This is a genomic window from Pseudoalteromonas rubra (assembly GCF_000238295.3).
Lineage (GTDB): Bacteria > Pseudomonadota > Gammaproteobacteria > Enterobacterales > Alteromonadaceae > Pseudoalteromonas > Pseudoalteromonas rubra.
Window position 1 is genome coordinate 979,688 of record NZ_AHCD03000044.1, and the last position, 18,438, is coordinate 998,125.

Annotated in this window: 16 protein-coding genes; 9 read left to right on the plus strand and 7 right to left on the minus strand. The window is 47.6% G+C overall.

Annotated features, from left to right (window positions below):
* The first annotated feature begins 42 nt into the window (after positions 1–42).
* On the plus strand, positions 43–1,260 hold the full coding sequence (locus PRUB_RS24855) for an Nramp family divalent metal transporter (protein WP_010380733.1): 1,218 nt from the start codon (positions 43–45) through the stop codon (positions 1,258–1,260).
* 77 nt (positions 1,261–1,337) lie between these two features.
* Here the strand turns inward: PRUB_RS24855 and PRUB_RS24860 are convergent, their stop codons facing one another.
* Together PRUB_RS24860 and PRUB_RS24865 are read right to left on the minus strand one after the other, a co-directional pair.
* Positions 1,338–1,571: a hypothetical protein gene (locus PRUB_RS24860; RefSeq protein WP_010380736.1), complete on the minus strand. Its 234-nt coding sequence runs from the start codon at positions 1,569–1,571 to the stop codon at positions 1,338–1,340.
* 584 nt (positions 1,572–2,155) lie between these two features.
* Positions 2,156–4,150, minus strand: coding sequence for a winged helix-turn-helix domain-containing protein (locus PRUB_RS24865; RefSeq protein ID WP_010380739.1), 1,995 nt, complete (start codon positions 4,148–4,150; stop codon positions 2,156–2,158).
* Between the two features lie 243 nt (positions 4,151–4,393).
* Here PRUB_RS24865 and PRUB_RS24870 point away from each other — a divergent pair, with 243 nt between their 5' ends.
* A complete protein-coding gene (locus tag PRUB_RS24870; RefSeq protein WP_010380740.1) occupies positions 4,394–5,527 on the plus strand; it encodes an alpha/beta hydrolase in 1,134 nt (377 codons plus the stop codon).
* 164 nt (positions 5,528–5,691) lie between these two features.
* Here PRUB_RS24870 and PRUB_RS24875 read toward each other — a convergent pair whose 3' ends face one another.
* The 5 genes from PRUB_RS24875 to PRUB_RS24895 form a co-directional block, all read right to left on the minus strand.
* Entirely contained in the window at positions 5,692–7,542 is a 1,851-nt protein-coding gene (locus PRUB_RS24875) for a S41 family peptidase (protein ID WP_010380743.1), read from the minus strand.
* Positions 7,543–7,765: 223 nt separating this feature from the next.
* Positions 7,766–8,611, minus strand: a complete 846-nt coding sequence (locus PRUB_RS24880) for an acyl-CoA thioester hydrolase/BAAT C-terminal domain-containing protein (RefSeq protein WP_010380745.1) — start codon at positions 8,609–8,611, stop codon at positions 7,766–7,768.
* Between the two features lie 59 nt (positions 8,612–8,670).
* Positions 8,671–9,369: a LytR/AlgR family response regulator transcription factor gene (locus PRUB_RS24885; protein WP_010380747.1), complete on the minus strand. Its 699-nt coding sequence runs from the start codon at positions 9,367–9,369 to the stop codon at positions 8,671–8,673.
* Complete coding sequence (locus tag PRUB_RS24890) at positions 9,366–10,376, minus strand: sensor histidine kinase (RefSeq protein WP_010380751.1); 1,011 nt, start codon at positions 10,374–10,376, stop codon at positions 9,366–9,368. Before PRUB_RS24890 ends, PRUB_RS24885 begins: the two co-directional genes overlap by 4 nt.
* A gap of 167 nt (positions 10,377–10,543) precedes the next feature.
* Entirely contained in the window at positions 10,544–10,798 is a 255-nt protein-coding gene (locus tag PRUB_RS24895) for a RebB family R body protein (protein WP_010380754.1), read from the minus strand.
* A gap of 206 nt (positions 10,799–11,004) precedes the next feature.
* Between PRUB_RS24895 and PRUB_RS24900 the strand changes: the two genes are divergently transcribed.
* The 7 genes from PRUB_RS24900 to wrbA all read left to right on the plus strand — a co-directional run bounded on the left by PRUB_RS24900 (position 11,005) and on the right by wrbA (position 18,294).
* Complete coding sequence (locus tag PRUB_RS24900) at positions 11,005–11,688, plus strand: response regulator transcription factor (protein WP_010380757.1); 684 nt, start codon at positions 11,005–11,007, stop codon at positions 11,686–11,688.
* Positions 11,685–13,028, plus strand: coding sequence for a HAMP domain-containing sensor histidine kinase (locus PRUB_RS24905; RefSeq protein WP_010380759.1), 1,344 nt, complete (start codon positions 11,685–11,687; stop codon positions 13,026–13,028). Before PRUB_RS24900 ends, PRUB_RS24905 begins: the two co-directional genes overlap by 4 nt.
* Positions 13,029–13,115: 87 nt before the next feature.
* Complete coding sequence (locus tag PRUB_RS24910) at positions 13,116–15,260, plus strand: TonB-dependent receptor (protein WP_010380760.1); 2,145 nt, start codon at positions 13,116–13,118, stop codon at positions 15,258–15,260.
* A gap of 81 nt (positions 15,261–15,341) precedes the next feature.
* Positions 15,342–15,638, plus strand: coding sequence for a hypothetical protein (locus PRUB_RS24915; protein ID WP_021032934.1), 297 nt, complete (start codon positions 15,342–15,344; stop codon positions 15,636–15,638).
* Positions 15,635–17,203, plus strand: coding sequence for a PepSY-associated TM helix domain-containing protein (locus PRUB_RS24920; RefSeq protein WP_242065307.1), 1,569 nt, complete (start codon positions 15,635–15,637; stop codon positions 17,201–17,203). The genes PRUB_RS24915 and PRUB_RS24920 overlap by 4 nt, the downstream gene beginning before the upstream one ends.
* Positions 17,197–17,493: a DUF3325 domain-containing protein gene (locus PRUB_RS24925; RefSeq protein WP_010380771.1), complete on the plus strand. Its 297-nt coding sequence runs from the start codon at positions 17,197–17,199 to the stop codon at positions 17,491–17,493. Before PRUB_RS24920 ends, PRUB_RS24925 begins: the two co-directional genes overlap by 7 nt.
* A gap of 204 nt (positions 17,494–17,697) precedes the next feature.
* On the plus strand, positions 17,698–18,294 hold the full coding sequence (gene wrbA / locus PRUB_RS24930; RefSeq protein WP_010380774.1) for an NAD(P)H:quinone oxidoreductase: 597 nt from the start codon (positions 17,698–17,700) through the stop codon (positions 18,292–18,294).
* The last annotated feature ends 144 nt before the right edge of the window (positions 18,295–18,438 follow it).

Genomic DNA, 18,438 nt, shown 5'->3' on the forward strand with positions numbered 1-18,438 from the left:
GAACTTAGCGGATGTCAATGTACCTGTTAGGAAAGTGAAATCATGCTAAAGAAACTTAAAAACCTGGGGCCTGGCGTGATTGTGACCGCTGCCTTTATAGGTCCAGGCACTATTACCGCGTGTACGTTAGCCGGCGCTCAGTTTGGTTATGCTTTGTTATGGGCGTTGGTTTTTGCAACCCTGGCGACCATCATTTTGCAGGAGATGTCAGCCCGTGCAGGGATAGTAACACAGCAGGGGCTGGGGGCCGTGATCCATCAATCGCTGGCCGACTCGATTTGGAAATGGCCATTGTTTATCTTAATCATTGTGGCCATTTGTGTCGGAAATGCAGCGTATGAGGCGGGCAATTTAGTGGGTGCTGCGCTGGGTATTGAGGCTATAACGACGCCGGGCAAGTGGGTCTTTCGTGGCTCTATTATTGCATTGACGGCGGTTGGTGCCGTGATTTTAATTCTCGGCACTTACAAACAGATAGAGCGCATCTTGATCACGCTGGTGGCAATTATGGCGCTGGCTTTTGTTGTTACCTTTTTCCTGGTTGACCCAGATTTAACGGCGTTGCTAAAGGGCATGGTAACCCCTCAATTGCCCGAGGGGTCTTTGCTGACAGTCATTGCGCTGATAGGTACAACTGTGGTGCCTTACAACTTGTTTTTGCATGCATCAGCCGCCAAAGCGCATTGGACAAATCCGGAGGATATTCCACAAGCGCGTGCAGATACCGCCATTTCCATTGGTCTGGGCGGGCTGATAGCCATTCTGGTGACCTCTACGGCAGCGGCGAGTATCTTTACCCTCGGATTGAGTGTTAACAATGCGGTTGATATGGCCAAAGTGTTTGAGCCTCTGTTTGGTAGTTTGTCTAAGTACCTGTTGGGCATTGGCTTGTTTGCAGCGGGATTGAGCAGTGTTATCACGGCACCACTGGCAACCAGTTACGTGGTCACCGAGTTGCTGCAATTGAACACCGAAGTAGACACCCGGGCCTTTCGCTTGATCAGCGTTACTGTGATAGTGATTGGTGCGGTGTTATCTATGGCCAATATTAAACCCATAGAGATCATTCTGTTGGCTCAGTTTGCCAACGGCTTGTTATTGCCTATCATCGCCGGTTTTTTGTTGTATGTTATGAACAACAAACGGATGCTGGGGAAATACGCAAATACTACGGTTTCGAATATTCTGGGCTTTTCTGTGCTGCTCTTTACCGCCATGCTGGGTATTCGTTTGATAGCAAAATCTCTGGGGTGGATTTGACACGGCAAAAGCACCAGGCGGAGAAATGAAAAGCTGAAGCGTTTTAGTCGCCTCAGCTTACTTAATATAGTGTGATATTAACCCGGGTTACCCGTGCCTTTGACTTTTCTTGAATGAAATATCGCCAGACCAATATACACGAAGGTTGCATAGATATTGATAAAAGGGATTAAAGCAACGAGCACTGCAACGGCTTTGCTGTATTGATATTTATAAGCAATCAGTAAGTTTACGCCTAAACACAGGAAAAACTGTAGCGCAAGTACTGTAGGGGCCAACGGAAGATCTCCATTTCTCAGCATTTCTAACATAATTTAAGTCCTTGGAAGTGGGGTAATAATAACTCGTCCAGTAGTTCCGCCAACACGAACCACTGTTACGCGGATACCATACTCAGCCGCTTTCTCTATGAAGCGCTCGAGTTTATGTTGCGAAGAAAACTCATAGGTGCCTGCGATAGATCTGCCAGCATCGGGAATCGTATTTCCGTCTGAATCTGTTGAGCTATCAGGCACGTAAGTCATCCGGAGCCTTGTTGATCGAATGGTTGATGCGCGCTTTGTGATTTTTGAGCCATCATCGAACTCGAATGGCGCCTCTTGTTTGCCTTTTCCATAGCAGCTTAGTCCTTTGAGTTAACTGTAGTGTAATAATGTTAGCACGGCTTTGTGCTTGTAAAACTTATTTGTGACAATAAAAGTCAGAGATTTTAGCCATCAGGGTTAGCTAAAGTATATCGCCTCTGACTTTTGAGGTACTGGCTGATGGTTACCCTTTATCTGCTGACATGTGGCTAAACAGATAAATCATAGCTGAGTTCGCATTGAGTCATCACTTTGTTTTTGTCAAACGAGGTACAAAACTGGTGTTAGTTTGTTCATATGTGAATCGCGTTTCAATGTGCTATTTGTGAAAGCATCAGGTCGCTGTCCGAATTTTGCCAGTGGGAATAATAATAGGTAAGGGCGTTTTGCTCGGTGTAAAAAGCACTGGTAACAAACTGAGCAGACTCGGGTAACGGTCGCTCAGACAATAGGGTTAGATTGCGGTCGAACTCAAGCAGGCGCTGGGCATCCTGTGTTCCTGTCTGCACCAGGATACGCTCACCAACACTGAAGGCGTTGCGTATCTTACCGTTGTTGGGTTGCCAGCTCAGCCCACCGGAAGTACTAAGCGTATTATCCTGCCAGTCAACTCTGTGTGTCTCGCTTGCATAAATAAGGTGTTCGGAGCCTGATAATAACTCTGCCATTTCGGATCCGATGTGATACTTCACTATATTTGTCTGTCCTGCGTGGGCCAGGTAAAGCACGTCTTTCCCTGATAATTCAGATGTTTGCCAGTACTCGACGCGTGCTATTGGCTGAGTTATTGGTAACTCAATCAGCTGGCGGGTCGCGACGTCAAAGCGATACACTTTTTGATCCGCTGCAAAGATCAGGTGTTGTGCAGTATGGTGCCAGATAGCACGTGAAATAAAGTCTTCCCGCCCGGGATTAGTAAAAATAACCTCGGGTTGTTTACCGTGCTCTGACAGATAAAGTTGCGGGTAACCGTTGCGATTGGAAACAAATGTCATACTTCGGCCATTTGGCGAAACAGAGGCAAGATAGTCTTCATACTTACTGTCAATCAACGCTGTGCCAGAGTCTTGGCTGCTGAATACATTAATGGTTTGATGAGCCTGACTGGTGAGGAGCTTGTTTTGAAATAGGTCTGCACTTGTGACACCTGCCGTAAGATCATGTTGAAACGGCACCAGCTGATTATGTGTGTTTAGTGTGAAAACGCCTGGTTTTAAACTGTCCAGCACGATAAGGCGGTCAATGTAATTAGACCAGGCAAGCTTATAGCGTCCGCCGAGTTCGGCGTTGATTATGGTGACTGTTCGTGAATCGGGCTCAATTCTAAGTAGCTTGTTGCTCTTTTTATTTTCAAACAGCGAAACATAAAGGCCATCAGGTGTTGCGGCCAGGTCAATGATATCTTGTGTATCGGGCAGGTTTATCAAGGTTTTATGCTCAAAACTGATTAAGTCCAGCTGCATGATGGCACTGTGCCGAAGGCTGGCTTGGTTCTGAGCCTGACTTGATTGAGATGAAACAAAATAAACAGAGGAGCCCGGCCCTCTGAGCAGGTGCTCAATGTCCCTCAGGTGTTTGGGTGCCGGAAGACTTTGCCGGGCTTGAATCCCCGAACTTGTCAGTTTGTATCGATGTAGCTTAACCCCTGCGGGGTCTTTCAGTGCAACTAATATCTGCTCGTTAGTCAACCATGTAAAGTCGCGGATCTGTGCGTTATCAACACGCAGACTGAGATCCGATTTTCCTTCTTGTCGCACCACTAATTTAGTTTGCTTATCAGCACTGTGACGTAAAAATGCAATCGCCTTCCCATCAGGTGCAAACTGGCCATTAAATTCAGTCAGTGAGGTGAAAGTAAATGGCGCTGTAGATGTGAGTGCTGTACTCGGCCTAAAGTAATTATAAGCAATAAAAACAATAGCTAAAACAATTGCTGCGAGTACTAGCATGACCAGCTTAACGGTTTTTTCCGGGCGTGATTTTGAACGTGAAATAGTTGCTTCTAAGCTGTAGCCCTGCTTGGCATGAGTAAAAATATACTCGGGTGATTTCGCACTATCTTTAAGCGCTTTTCTTAATAGTGCGATCAGTCGTTGCAATGAACTGGGTGAAAAAACGCGACCAGGCCAGATAGCTTCGTAAAGAGCTTCTTGTGTAATTACGGTATTGGGTTGCTGTGCGAGGATACATAGCAGAGTCATTGCTTTTGGTTCTAGTGTGCAAATGCCATCCGGGTGCTGTACCTGATTACGTTGAGGATCGATTACTATGTCATTTACTTGAAAAGCCTGCGTTAATTTTTCCATGTCTAACTTATTGAATTATATAGCCTAAGAAATTCCTAAGGTAAAAATTAGGGCAACTGCATGGCCTAGCAGCTTGCTTCGTGTTGTTTTACTTGGCGCAGTCATTGGGAGTACCTAACCCGAATATGCAACCCATTGGGCACGTTTGTATTCATTAGCGTGCTCACTACTGAACGTCTTTGGATACTCATGGGGAGAGTATTTAAGCGCTTTTTAATAATAAACACAACGGAGTAAACAGAAATGAAGCAAGTTTGGCTGGTGATATTGTTACTAGTATCTGGCACAGGCTGGAGTAATGAAAGAGAAGTTGAGATACAGATCACCTCTACCGTATTCGAAGAAAAGCGTAAGGTGCACATCTCTTTGCCAACAGGCTACTTTGACAGGGCAAACCAAGATCGGCGTTATCCGGTATTGTATCTGACTGATGCACGAGCACAGATGATGCATACCGCAAGCATGGTCCATTATCTGCAAGGGGGCATCTCTGAGATGATTGTTGTTGGGATAGAGACGCCTTCACGAAGCCGGGATTTTAGCCCATATGACGTGGACGGTCAGGTTATCGTTAACCCAGCTGAGCACTCGCTGCTAAATTTTATTCGTACAGAAGTTAAGCCGCTTGTAGCGCGACGTTATCGAACGAACTCTTTCGCGCTGCTCAGCGGTCATTCGCTGGGCGGTTTATTTACTTTGTACAGTATGCTGACAGCTCCCGAACTTTTTGATGTCTATATTGCGTTATCACCGGCAATGGGGTGGGGGAGCAAAAACTTACTGCCTTTTATTGAGCAACACCCTGCGCGACTAAAGCTGGATAAAACACTCATCATAGCGACCGAAGCGGATACGCCATTTGAGCAACAAATACCTAATTTTATTCGTCTCAGAAAGAGCCTGGATGCGCACGCTGGTCCTCAGCTAAATTGGCAAGCCAGTCTTTATGAGGCTGAGGATCATATGACGATAGCGCATATTGGTTTATATGATGCTGTACGTTATGTATTTCGTAATTGGTGGATCACAGGTGAGCGGATAAAGGGAGACAAACTTAAATTTGATGCGCATTACCAGGGGTTGTCCGACCGCCTTGGCTATGAAGTTGTGCCTGAGTTTAATGAAATGTGGGGGCTGACTAATTACCTGGTCGTCAAAGCCTACCTCGAAGAGGCAGAATATATCGTAAATAAGTGGATCCAATATTATCCGCATACGGCAGAGCCTTACGCTATGCTGAGCCGGGTGTTTATGGCCAAGGAGTCATCACAGCGGGCACTGGAAGCGGTGAACGAGGCCATAAAACTGTCAGTGAATGATACGCGTCAGCTGGACAGGCTAAAGAGACAAAAAGATAAGATCCAACACGCACTGTGATTTAAAAAGAGCAGATGGGTATCTACCAGGTTCAGCTATCTGCCAGCGCTGGTGCTGTAAACGCTCTCGGGCAGTAAGCCTGCTCAAGTGAGCCGATAGCTATCAGGCTCAGTGCTTTCATCTTAAGGAGTGATGACTGCACTGAGCGTGTTGAACAAGTTGTTTTACTCAAGCTGCGATTTTAAGTAGTTCACAGCTTCTTCCAGCTGGTTATCTTGATGTTTTCTGACGCTTTCAATCGTCCTGGGTACCCATATATCAATCTCGACGCCCGCGTTAATCAAGGGATCACCATTGAGTCGGTTTGCGAGCATACTGGTAAACACAAAAATACTATTCCGAGACAAGTCATCCGAGAAGTTAAAGAAATCCGCTTCAAAGACTTCTCCGTTGATCCCTGATGTGGCTTCACCCAGGACTTTTATTCCGCCAGCGCGGGCAAACACAAGTGCATGCTCACTCTGACTTTGGCTTTCTCTGGAGGCCAGCGCAATTGCCGGAATATTCAGTGCGTCCTGTGCGAGGCGGATCGTCTGTGGCAGGCTTTGTACCTGCACGTCACTTTGATTGGGTGCACCTTGCCAGTAGTTGGCAAGCGTGTTGTTAACGGCATCCGTTTCAATAAACCAACTGAGTACCCCCTGCCACCCTGGCCAACTGGTTGGGTAATGGCGCATATCCAGCACGACGGCTTTGGCCTCTGCCAGCTGTGACTTGAGTAAGCTGAGGTCTTGCTGCTCGACATTATAAACGTTGATACGATAAATGTTGTCACCTAAAGGTTCCAGCACGTCTGGGCTGTGAGGCACATATCTGAGGCCGCCGAATTTGAGAGCGCCCTCTCTCTTAAGCGGGGTTACGGTTTGCTGGATCACGCGCTCGTCTGACTTTTTTATCTCGTAGCGAACGGGTGTTGAAGAGGTTTTGTAAAAGTGCATGCGTGCAACCCGGTTAACCCCTTGCAGCTGGTTGGAAAATGATTGAGCAGCGCGATTTTGCAGATAAGTCTGCACCGCTTCACCGTCAATGGAGATTATCTCGTCGCCAATCTCGATATCCGACGGATTGTTTTGCTCTGTGCGCGTAACAATGGCTTTCCCTTCAACTATTTCAAAGAAAAAGGGCATGTAATAGCCAAACGGGGACAACTCGGGGTTTGGTAAGGCAATATTGAGGTGGTTGTCATTGAGCTTTGTAAATTCGGTATAAATGCGGGTGTTTCTTTGCGTAAGGTCCGATTCAGTGCAGGCATTCAAGAGCGGCTTAAGGCTTTGCGCCCAGTTGAGTTCGATCTGGTGAAAATAAGGCCAAAAGTGCTGGATCATAGCCCACATGCCAGAGACGGTCGCCATGCATATTTCCGGCTGTTCAAAGTTTTCTGTTAGTTGCCAGCGGCCCACCCGGGAAAACGTATCGCCCGTTAACTGAGTTTGTGCAGGCAGGTACAAAGGGATATAAACTCTTTGCTGGCCATAATCCAATGTCGCATATCGGTTGCTGGGCAAGTACGACTGATTGCTAAGTGAACCGTAGTTACCTGAGCGCAGATCTCTTTCATATAAACGCTGAGAAAAAGGCGCATTTTGTTGCCAGGCCATGACTTGTGTTTGCTGCTCTAGTATGGGCAAGTGGTCCTGTTGTGTTGTGACATAGGGGGCGATTTGTCTTAGCAACTCTATGCCCTTGTCTGCGCGAGCCGCTTCTTCTGTCTGGCTTAACTCGACAATACTCTCGGCAATAAAGAGTGGCCAGTCTGATGCGCTTACTTCTTCAGAGGGATAAAAGTACTGCACTGAATGGGCCAGCGTCACAAAGTGTTCTACGTCATCAATCAGTGCGTCATTAAATGTGACATCGGGACGCGCCTGGGGAGAGTCTGGCAGGCGGTTATTTTCCGGCGGAGACACAGGGCTTGAACCCGGAGGTTGGGTGTTTTCATTGCCATTGTTATCCCCACTGTCGCCACAGGCCGTCAAACACAAGCTTACGCATATAAAAAGCAACTGATTTCGCATCACACATTTCCCTTTTTTATCATTATCAGGTACAAAGCTAGCGTTAATTTGTACAGCTGTAAACCCCACAGGCTGGGGGGAATCTATATGCTTGTTTAAATGGGAAGGGAGTTTTGGACAAGAAGGTTGTGCTAATGACTGACAACCTCCTTCAGCGGAATGGCCTGAAAAGTCAATTAGTTATGAGATATGGACCTGTGCGAAGGCCAATTGCAAAGCCCGGCTACTGACACTGGTTAACCAGCGTTTTGGTTAGAAACTGATTGACCTGGTTTTGGGTCTCACGGTTAAAACTGTAGTGGCCACCGGGTAGTGCTATGTGTTGATATGGATGAGAGAATTGAGCCTGTTCGAGCGACTCGGTGATTTTGTTTGCCATCGCGTGAGACGGCCAAATCTCATCTTGTTCAGCTGAGACCAGGAGAATTGGCCCGTTGGTTGTTTCCACTGGGATCCTGGCTGCTTCCAGGGTAGTGGTGTCGGCTTTCTCCAGAGCGGCGTTAAATGCGGGTGTGTATGTGCCGCTTATCATGCCTTTTTGCATTTGCCAGGAGAGCAGTGGCGCATCTACGTAAGCAAGCGGTGTTTTATTCAGCTGCCAGCCCGGTTGTGAGCTAAAGGTTTTTACTGCGTTCCAGCTGACATGACTGGGCATTATTGCGACAGCATGGTTAATGTGCTCAAAGTGAGCTGCCAGTAACAGGGCCAGCTCAGCCCCTTTGGAAAACCCATACACGGCAATGCAGTTTGAGTTGATTTTTGGGTCATTTGCTACAGCACTAATTCGCTCTGCAATGTCATCAAGTGACAACGCGATTTGTCTGGATGGTGTGCCCGAAGTGCCATAATAGGCGAGGGCCGCAACCGACATGCCGTGGTCATGAAAGCGCTCAAGCAAGGGAGCAAAATGGGACTTCGCCAGTGTGTTACCCCCCTCGCTGCCACCGAGCAAAATGACCAGCGGGTGGGGCTTACCATCATCAATAAAATGGCGTTTAACATCGGGGTCTGAGGATGAAGAGCAGGCACAAAGAAGCCCTGCCAACAGAATCGGCATTGCGTGTTTCATATAAGTTTCCTTTGATTGTTATTGTTTGTCAGGTCGGCTTTGCAGGGGCCGACCTTAGGTTAAATTTGCAGTTTTTTCCTCAGTAGCCTGGCACCACTGCGACTGCTTATCACCTGCAGCCCTGAGTGTGCAAACCCGAGCAGATAACCTCCGGTGACCCAACGCTCTAATGTAATGATCTTTAAACGGTTCACAATGGCGTTGCGATGGACGCGTATAAAGGTATCGGGCAGGGTTGCCATCAATTCTTCCAGGGATGAATCTATGGGATAGGTGCTTTCGGAGGTGTAAGCGATGGCATGCCCATGCTCCAGCTTAATGACCTCAATTCGACCTGCTTCTATCCGTGTCACTTTATCGCCAACTTTGCTGGTAAGCATCAGTTGCTCAGGGTCGGGTGTGCGATGCGCTGCGACACGAGACAATGCCAGAGCAAGTCGTTCATTGGTATAAGGCTTAAGTAAATAGTCTGTTGCGCCAAGAGTAAAGGCATCTACGGCAAATTCACTGTAGGCTGTGGTAAAGACAATCTGACCTTTGAATCCGGCATTCCGGAGTTGTTTACTGAGTTCTACGCCATTGAGCCCCGGCAGATTAATATCAAGAAAGAGCAGATCAACCTGATGTTGCCTGAACGCAGATAAAAAGGCTGCGGGTTCCTCGCTATGGTAAACCAGTTTGTAATGACCCAGTTGCCCAAGTTGCGTTTTGAGCTTTTGTAAGGCTGGCATTTCATCTTCAATAATCGCGATATTCATCTGTACTTCCCTAGAGCAAACTGGGCCCTGGCTCCCCCGTTGGGCAAATTTGAGAGTTCGAGTTGCGCGTTAGCCTCCAGCTTTAGCCTGGAGCGGGTAATCGCTAAGCCGAGGCCACTTTGGGCATCACCATGTAAAATAGCTTCAGCAAAGCCAACCCCGTTATCAGAGACAGAAATCACCGGCCGTCCCTGTTCACTGTGAGCACGTATCTCGATATAAAGAGGCCGTCGCTTAGCGTGTTTGATGGCATTCTCAATCAGTGGCTGGATAACCATGGCTGGCAGAGTGACGCAAAGCAGTGCTTCGTCTACGTCGAACTCAATCTGTAAATTATCGCCAAACCTGCACTGTTCGATTTCGCACCATTTGTGCAACACTAAGAGTTCATCCGACAGGCTGACAGCAGGGGGCGCTGTATTACCAGACACAGCATGCCTGAGTGAATAGCGTAGTATTGCAGACAGGTTGTGAACCAGTGCCTCGGCTTGTGTCGGGCGAGATGAGGTCAGTGCGGCTATGGTATTGAGGCTATTGAACAAAAAGTGCGGGTTTAGCTGGCTGTGGAGTAACTTCAGCTCAGCCTGCTGGCGTAGTGATTGTTCATCCTTGAGGTGTTTTTGGGTCAGATAAAACTTTACCAGCAGAAATATCCCGCTACTCCAGGGTAATGCGATAATCAGTGCTTCGCTCAGTTCAAAAGATCTTATGCCAAGCAAGTGTGCTCTGAGCCAGCCAAATGCCAGGGCACCGGTGGCCATTGCCAGGTAAAGAGTTGAAAAGTGGACGATCCAGTGTGTGACTTTGACGCGCTGTATCAGCACATAACTGACCATCATAGGCAGCCAGTACAGACATAGTACCGCCGCCATAGATGAAAAAAAAATGGGCAGAGAAAGTGGGATTGCGCGTTGTATCCAGTCGGTAAAGCTAATGGATATACTCACCATTGCGATAATAGCCAGTGCTATAACCTGCTCATTACGCTGTAAAGAAATTCCAGTCATCTCAACATATTAGGTAAAAATTTTAGAGATAGTTTACCTTAAATGAAGACTGATGCAGCAAAAAGCACAGCGAGCTGTCATTTTTTCAGGGTGAATGGCTTGATTCTAATTAGCGTACAATAACTCGGGCCCAATATGGGTACCTTTCGTTGCGCCACACAGTAGTATTATCTGAATATCCGACTAGTGCCTACTGCTGTCGTAGCCGTGTCTATGCTATACAACATGTTCACACCTCGAGCAACTGGGGTCCTGGAGAACCTTTGTGGGAGCGCAGCCTGGTGCGCGGCATTGGCTAAGGCCTGACTTGTAGCCATCATAAAATTGCCCGTTGCGACGGCCGGGGTGTCTCCAAGTACCTTGGTATTGGCCTGAGAGACGGAATCTGTGATCTGACTGTTTACTGCGGTAGGAAATGCCATGAGCTCACTCCTTGTCGGGGTTGTAAAGTGCCTTGTTATTATGGGTCAGTCTTAACCTCAGCACGATTACATCCTATTACAGCTAAGCTTATCTGCTAGTTGCGCAAACATCACTATTCCTCATGTGCGTACAATTTACATTTATAGTTTCAGTCCTTATGATAGCCACCTGCAACTGATTATCATTTTTATTCTCGGGGATTTGTGTGGTACATAAAATACTCTTAATCGAAGACGACAGTACGTTAAGCGCCTACCTGGCTGATTTATTGCGTAAGGCGGGCTATCACATAGATCAATGCTTTGACGGGGAGCGGGGACTTGAAGTGGCGAGGACTCAGCAGCACCATTTGATCCTGCTGGATAAAATGTTGCCTAAACTTGATGGGGTGACTTTGCTCCAAAAACTGCGCGCATCGAGCCAGCAGCCAGTGATCATGGTCTCCGCTAAAGGTGCAGAAGAAGAACGAATTGTGGGTCTCAGTCACGGTGCGGATGACTATGTAGCAAAGCCGTTTAATGCAACGGAGTTATTACTGAGAATTGAGCGCCTGTTAAAGCGTAGCCATGGTAATACTGCACCCATCACTCAGTCTGAAATTACTGTGGATGGTCTCAGGCTAGCACTGCAAACGCAGTCTATAACGCTGCATGGCGAACCGCTGGATTTTACGCCGATCCAGTTCAAACTGCTGTGGGCACTCATGTCACAGCCAAATACCATAGTCCCTAAAGCTGATCTCTATCTGTCGGTACTGAACAAAAAGCTTGGCGCATACGATCGTAGCCTGGATATGCATTTGAGCCGGGTACGCAGAAAACTCAATGATGCCAACTGGTTTGGCGAGCGGCTGCAAACGGTACATGGTCAAGGGTACTGTTTTAAATGAAGCGCACATTTCTCTGGAAGTTATGCATTATTGTGGCAACTGGCTTAGTGGCATTTTTCTATCTGTTACATGCACTGACATTAAAAACAGAAGAAAGCATGAGCATGATCGCAAAAGCGGACCGTGCAGAGCTGACGCAGTGGCGCATCAAGTCCGAACAACTCTACATGGCTAATAATACTCAGGCACTGAATGCCTGGTTAGCGCAACTGATGGCGGAAGAGTCGACCTGGGCATCGGTCGCCAGTTTCAGGGCGATCCATCTTGCCGGTGAACCGATAGACAAAGACATTGTCGGCACTTACCATTTTGGGCGCAGTATAGAGTGGAAAATTCATCTCTATTTTTCCGCAAATCCGGTGATGGAATTACCTTTTGAGCACAGCAATGCCAGCTTGCTGATAAAACTACCCAGCAGGATGCGCCCTGGTACTTACTGGGCAACCACCAAGTTTTTGCTTCAGGTCCTGATCCCGATGGGGGTGTTAGCTGTGCTGTCAGTATTACTTTATCAGCACATTATAACTCCGTTGCGCAAGCTGGACAGTGCCACATCGGCGTTTAGTCGGGGTAACTTTAAGGTCAGACTGGGCAGATATTTGGGAAAACGTAACGATGAGTTTGCCCACCTGGCTGCCACCTTTGACCAGATGGCGGCCAAAATTGGTGAGTTGATCGCCAGTCAGCGACAGCTCATTGCCGATCTGTCTCATGAGTTACGCACGCCGCTTACTCGTCTCGACATTGCGGTCGAGAGTTTTGACGTGGATGATGCTCAGACACACCTTGCACGGATCGCGCGCGAGTCTGCTCAGATCCGAAAGCTCGTTGAAGATTCATTGACACTGGCCTGGTTGGAAAATGAAAAACCAGTGCTAAAAAGAGAAAACGTCGACCTAGTGGACTTGCTCGATGTGCTGGTGGAGGATGCCAGGTTCGAGTTTCCCGACAGGCGTATTATTTTCGATCCTCCTGCTAACGCTATTGTACAAAACAGCTGCCACCGTGCTTTGTGTCCTGCCGTAGAAAACGTGATTCGCAATGCGCTGCGTTACACGCCGGTGGGCCAGCATGTGCAGATCACGCTGACACAGCAGTCTGAGCAGTATTGCATTCAAATTCAGGATCAGGGGCCGGGGATCCCGGAGGTGTTTCTTGAGAAAGTGTTTGAACCATTTTTTCGCGTTGATAATGCCCGTCTTGCAGAAAATGACAGTTTTGGTCTGGGTCTGGCGCTGGCAAAGCGCCATCTGGCGAGTGTGGGGGCCAGTATCTCGGCACATAACCCCAGCACTGGTGGTCTTTTGGTTACGATAATGATTCCCATTTCCCAAATGTAACAGTTGTAAAAGTGATTGCCTGAAAAGTCTAAATGACAATAATTCCGATTTAGACTTTTAACTTGTTGTTTGACTGAGATGTACATCATGCCATTTGCCCCACATAAAAATCATTTGTTTAAGAAAAGTTTATTAGCCTGTTCGGTTGCTCTGAGCGGTTTTGGAACCAACGTTTATGCTGCGCAGACTAGCGCTGACACTGACGAGCAGAAAATAGAGCGGATCGCGGTCGTTGGTGCCACAACCAATTCAGAGATCACGCCTGAGGTGTTAGAAAATTATCAGGCGAACGACCTGGAAGACGTTTTTCGCCATACTCCGTCGGTTACGGTCGGCGGATCCTTGGGGATTGCACAAAAGATTTTTGTCCGTGGCCTGGAAGATTCCATGGTGAATGTCACAGTGGATGGTGCGCCGCAAACCAGTACCTTGTTCCACCATATTGGCCGTGTTGCAATAGAGCCTGAGTTGCTGCGTAGCGTTGAAGTGCAAGCGGGTGCTGGTGAGGCAACGGCAGGTTCAGGCGCCGTAGGCGGTGCGATTCGTTTTAAAACCAAAAGTGCTGATGATTTACTCAAAGCCAGCGAACGATTTGGCGGTACAGTTAAAGCGAGTTATTTCACCAATGATGGCCACAAAGAAAGCGTATCTTTATACGGTAAAGTCACCGATTCGATAGGTGTGCTGGCGTCGTATGTCACTGTTAGCCGGGAGAACATGGAAGATGGTGATGGCCAGGAAATTCCGGGAACTGCCGCTGATCAGACCCTGGGGTTTGTGAAAGTTAATACGCAACTGACTGACAATCAGGAGTTGGTTGTTAGTTTTGAGCGCCGCAAAGAAGAGGGTAAATTTGGTAAGCAAACCAACTGGGCACCACTACAAACCGATCCACTGTTCTCATCCTGGGGGGAGCGCGAAACTTTGGTTCTCAACCATACCTGGTATCACAGCGCTTTGGTTAATTTAGAAACCACGGTTTATCAGACCGAGTCATCATTTAAACGTGAGTTATATACCTGGGATGCGTCGATTGAAACGACCGGCTTTGATATTCGCAATACCAGTGATATTGGTACGCACACCGTGACATATGGTATCGAGCGCAAAAATGACAAAGTAGACTCTGAGTCTTATGGCGATTTTGGCGGCATTTATGATGAAGATGGCACAGTGACTGGGCTCTATGTGCAGGATCACTGGCAAATGCGCGACGATTTACTGCTGAGTTTTGGCTTGCGTCATGACAGTTATGAACTCGATCACAGCGGTATTGATGCAAACTGGGTGAAAGTGGATGGTGTCTGGGTTATCGAAAAAGATGCCAATGGCAATCCAGTGACAACCAGCAACGCATTTTCAACGGAAAAACAGGATGGGATCAGTAAAAACGTCGGCCTTGTGTACGAGCTTGCTGACAATCTCAAGCTGTCGTTGGGCTACGCCGAAGCGCTGCGTGGCAGGCAGGTGGCTGATGCCTTCACTGTCGGTGAGTTAACACCCAATGAAAACCTGAACCCTGAAGAGGTTGAAAATACTGAACTGGGTCTGCAATACAACGATGGCACCTGGGTGCTGGAAGCGTCGTTGTATGTCAGTACCATAGATGATGTGGTGTTTGACAAGTTTAAAGGCCGAGAAGGTGTTTTCTATGAAAACATTGGTGAGTTAGAAAGCAAAGGATTTGAGCTGGTTGCCGGATATCAGGCGGATGATTTTGATGTGATTATCAGCTACAACAACAATGATGTTGAACTGAATAATGCCGTATTTAACTTGCCAGATCCGGCAGCCCCGGATTCGACTAAACCCGTTACAATCAATGGTATCGATATGGCCGCCTATGAATATGGCGGGCTGGGGAATGCGGTTGGCGACTCGGTCAATGTTAATTTTAACTATCGCCTGAATGAACAGATCAAACTGGGCTGGAATTATAACTATGTCGCAAGCCTCAATGATATCGAGGTTTTCCACCGCTCTATGGAGCTGGGCTGGGTCACTGAACTGGAAACCATCAGTAAGCCAAGTTATCAACTGGTTGATGCTTATATCAGCTACGCGCCGTTTGAGGCATTCAAAGTGGATTTGTCTGTTCAGAATCTGCTCGATGAATCATATCGCAGTCATGGCAGTGTCGCCGACTATGGTCATATCCCGGGCTATGAAAACGTGGTTGGTATCAAAGAAGCCGGTCGTGATATTCGTTTGACACTGACCTATCAGTTCTAACCTCTAATCATCTCAGCCATAGTGCTCGTTTAGACTGTGGCTGATATGGCGTCTGTTTCTTCATATTATGGTTTTAATATCATGAGCTTATCAGCAAAGCCTGTTCAAGCCTTTGCGCTTGGCTGGCGGGTATTACTTGCCCTGGTTGGCGGATTTGCGATTGCTAACCTCGCCGCCATAGCCATTTCTCAATTACCCGGGGATAACAAAGTGGATGGCATCGTTGCCGGTATGATGTGGAGTTTTGTTGTTTATACGTTGGTTGTGATCAGTGTATTTACAGTCAGAACTGCATGGCGTGCAACTTTGCTGATATCGACCCTAATAGCCTTGCTGTATGGCCTAATCCACTTACTTTCTGTATCGGAGGCCCTATGAAAGCAAGGTTTCGACAGTCCATGGGCTGGCTGCACACCTGGAGCGGCGTGGTGTTTGCCTGGTTATTATATTTTATCTTTGTGACTGGCAGTGTCGGTTATTTCGAAAACGAGATTGACCGCTGGATGAAGCCTGAAATTGTCACAAGCAATGATATTTCGGACAAACAAGCCATTGATTTGGCGATGGCACAGCTTGGCGAACACGCTGATGATGCATCTCAGTGGTATGTGAGCCTGCCTACCTCGCGGGATCCTTACATCGAAATCTCCTGGTTACAGCCCGGCGACCCAGAGAAACAGGTCCGCCGTCAGTGGTATGAGAAGCCGCTTGAGCCAAATACGGGAGACATTACGTCTATCCGCGATACCAGTGGCGGAGAAACCCTGTATCGGCTGCACTATAACTTGCATTACGTGCCGCCGTTGGTGGGTTATATCCTGACCAGTCTGGCAGGCATGCTCATGTTAATTGGCTTGGTGACTGGGGTGATCATTCACAGGAAGATTTTTGCTGAGTTTTTTACTTTTCGAAGCGCTAAAGGCCTGCGTTCCTGGCTGGATATTCATAATGTTTTCAGTGTATTGCCATTGCCGTTTCATTTAATGATTACCTACAGCGGCGTTATGTTGCTTATGGGGGTGACCATGTCCAAGGTTATTGACAGTCAGTATGGTGAAGGCAGGCAGATGCATCGTCAGTTTTATGATGCTTCTCAGCTGGAGGATTACACCACTGCGGCCACTGAGATTTTGCCAGCGCAGTTAAATGTAGATACGGCACTGTCTGATGCTAAACAGCGAGTGACCGATCAGGCGGTCAACTTTGTCGGTGTCATTGACAGGGGCACTGACACTGAACACATAGAGATCTGGTTTGAAACCAGTGAAGGGGTTGAGTTTGCCTCATTGCTCAAGTACCACGCCCGTACAGAGCGGGTTGAGGTTGAGATAGCAACTGGCAAAGCAGGACGGGCTGCAGCAATGTATGATCTGCTTGAGCATCTTCACGAAGGCCTGTTTGCCGATATTTATCTGCGCTGGGTGTATTTCCTCTGCGGGTTGTTTGGTGCTGCGATGATTGCCTCCGGGATGATCATCTGGCTTAAAAAGCAAGTGATGAAAGAGGCCACACCTTCATTACTCATTACTTTAATTGTCAGGCTAAACAGAGGCGCTTTGCTGGGTCTGCCAATTGCGATTGGCTGTTATTTTTTAAGCAATCGACTGCTTGCGCCTGATATGCCAGACCGGGCTGCCTGGGAGATGCATGTGTTGTTTGCAGCATGGGTGCTGTGCTGTCTGTATTGTTTAATCAATCGAAGTCGGGAACAGTGGTCAACTTTGCTTTGGAGCGCAGCACTGGTTTACTTTGCTATTCCTCTGGTCAATATGCTCACCACACACCACAGTGTCATAAACAGTCTGTTGAACGCAGACTGGCTGATGCTCGGTTTTGATCTCAGTATGTGGTTGTTTGCGGGCTGCTTTGGATTGGCGGCGACGGTCGTTTCTCGAAAACATAGAAGTTCCACTGTGGCTAAAAAGGAGCCGTTAGTATGCTGATCACTTCGATACTGATGATATTGTTGCTCGGTTTTGCGCTGCTCTGCGTGGCAATGCAGCGTAACTTTAGTCGGGTTGCCGCTCCATCTGTACACCTGTCTAAGCAGCGGTTGTGGTTATTGCGTATCAGTGGCACGGGTTTGAACCTGCTCGCTTTGTTTGTCTGTATTTTTGTCTGGGGCATGTCACGGGGGCTTGTATACTGGTTTGGGAGTGCAACTATGGTCGTGTTTACGCTGGTTGTTATTTTGACATATCGTCCCAGACTACTTAGATGGCTTTGTAGATAAGTGGCAGGATGCGACTGCAACATTCTTTTTATTAGAACAAACCTATCACTTTTTACGTAATTACGTTCTTAATCAGCTATGTAATCATGTCATTGGTCTAAAGGCATGCATGCCTATACTTAACGAAAGAAGTAATCAAACATGTTTAGTTGGTTAAAACAATGGTTGTTGGAGAGCCCTTCAACAGCACATGGAGAAATGAAGATGACAAAAGTACTGGTTTTATATTATTCAAGCTATGGCCACATCGAAACCATGGCAAATGCCGTTGCAGAGGGAGCTGGTTCGGTTGATGGTGTTGAGGTAACCGTTAAACGTGTTGCTGAGTTAATGCCGGAAGAGGTTGCAAAAAATGCCGGGGTTAAGTTGGATCAGGTGGCTGAGATCGCCACACCGGCAGAGCTCGAAGGTTATGATGCCATTATTTTTGGCACCCCCACGCGATTTGGCAATATGGCGTCGCAAATGAGAAACTTTTTAGACCAAACTGGTGGTTTGTGGGCAGCAGGCAAACTGATTGGAAAAGTGGGCAGTGTATTTACTTCAACGGGTACAGGTGGCGGTAACGAAACTACCATACAGTCATTCCATACGACCTTGTTCCATCACGGTATGGTGGTGGTTGGGTTACCTTATGCAGCGGCTGAGTTAACGGATATCTCAGAAGTCAGAGGCGGCTCACCATTGGGGGCTGCCTGTATTGCGGGGGCTGATGGCAGTCGTCAACCTTCAGATAAAGAAATCGCCCTGGCTAAGTTCCAGGGGCAGCATGTAGCGGGTATTGCTGCCAAATTAGCCTAATGGCACAAAATACGGCGCAGCGTAAAACCGCTGCGCATTTTGCTGAGAGTTCGGTGCGAGCAGGCTGTCGTTATTAGGCCGAAACACCAGCGGTTTTGCCCTAAAGCGCGGAAGAGAACCAGTCTCATTGTTGCACGCTTTCCA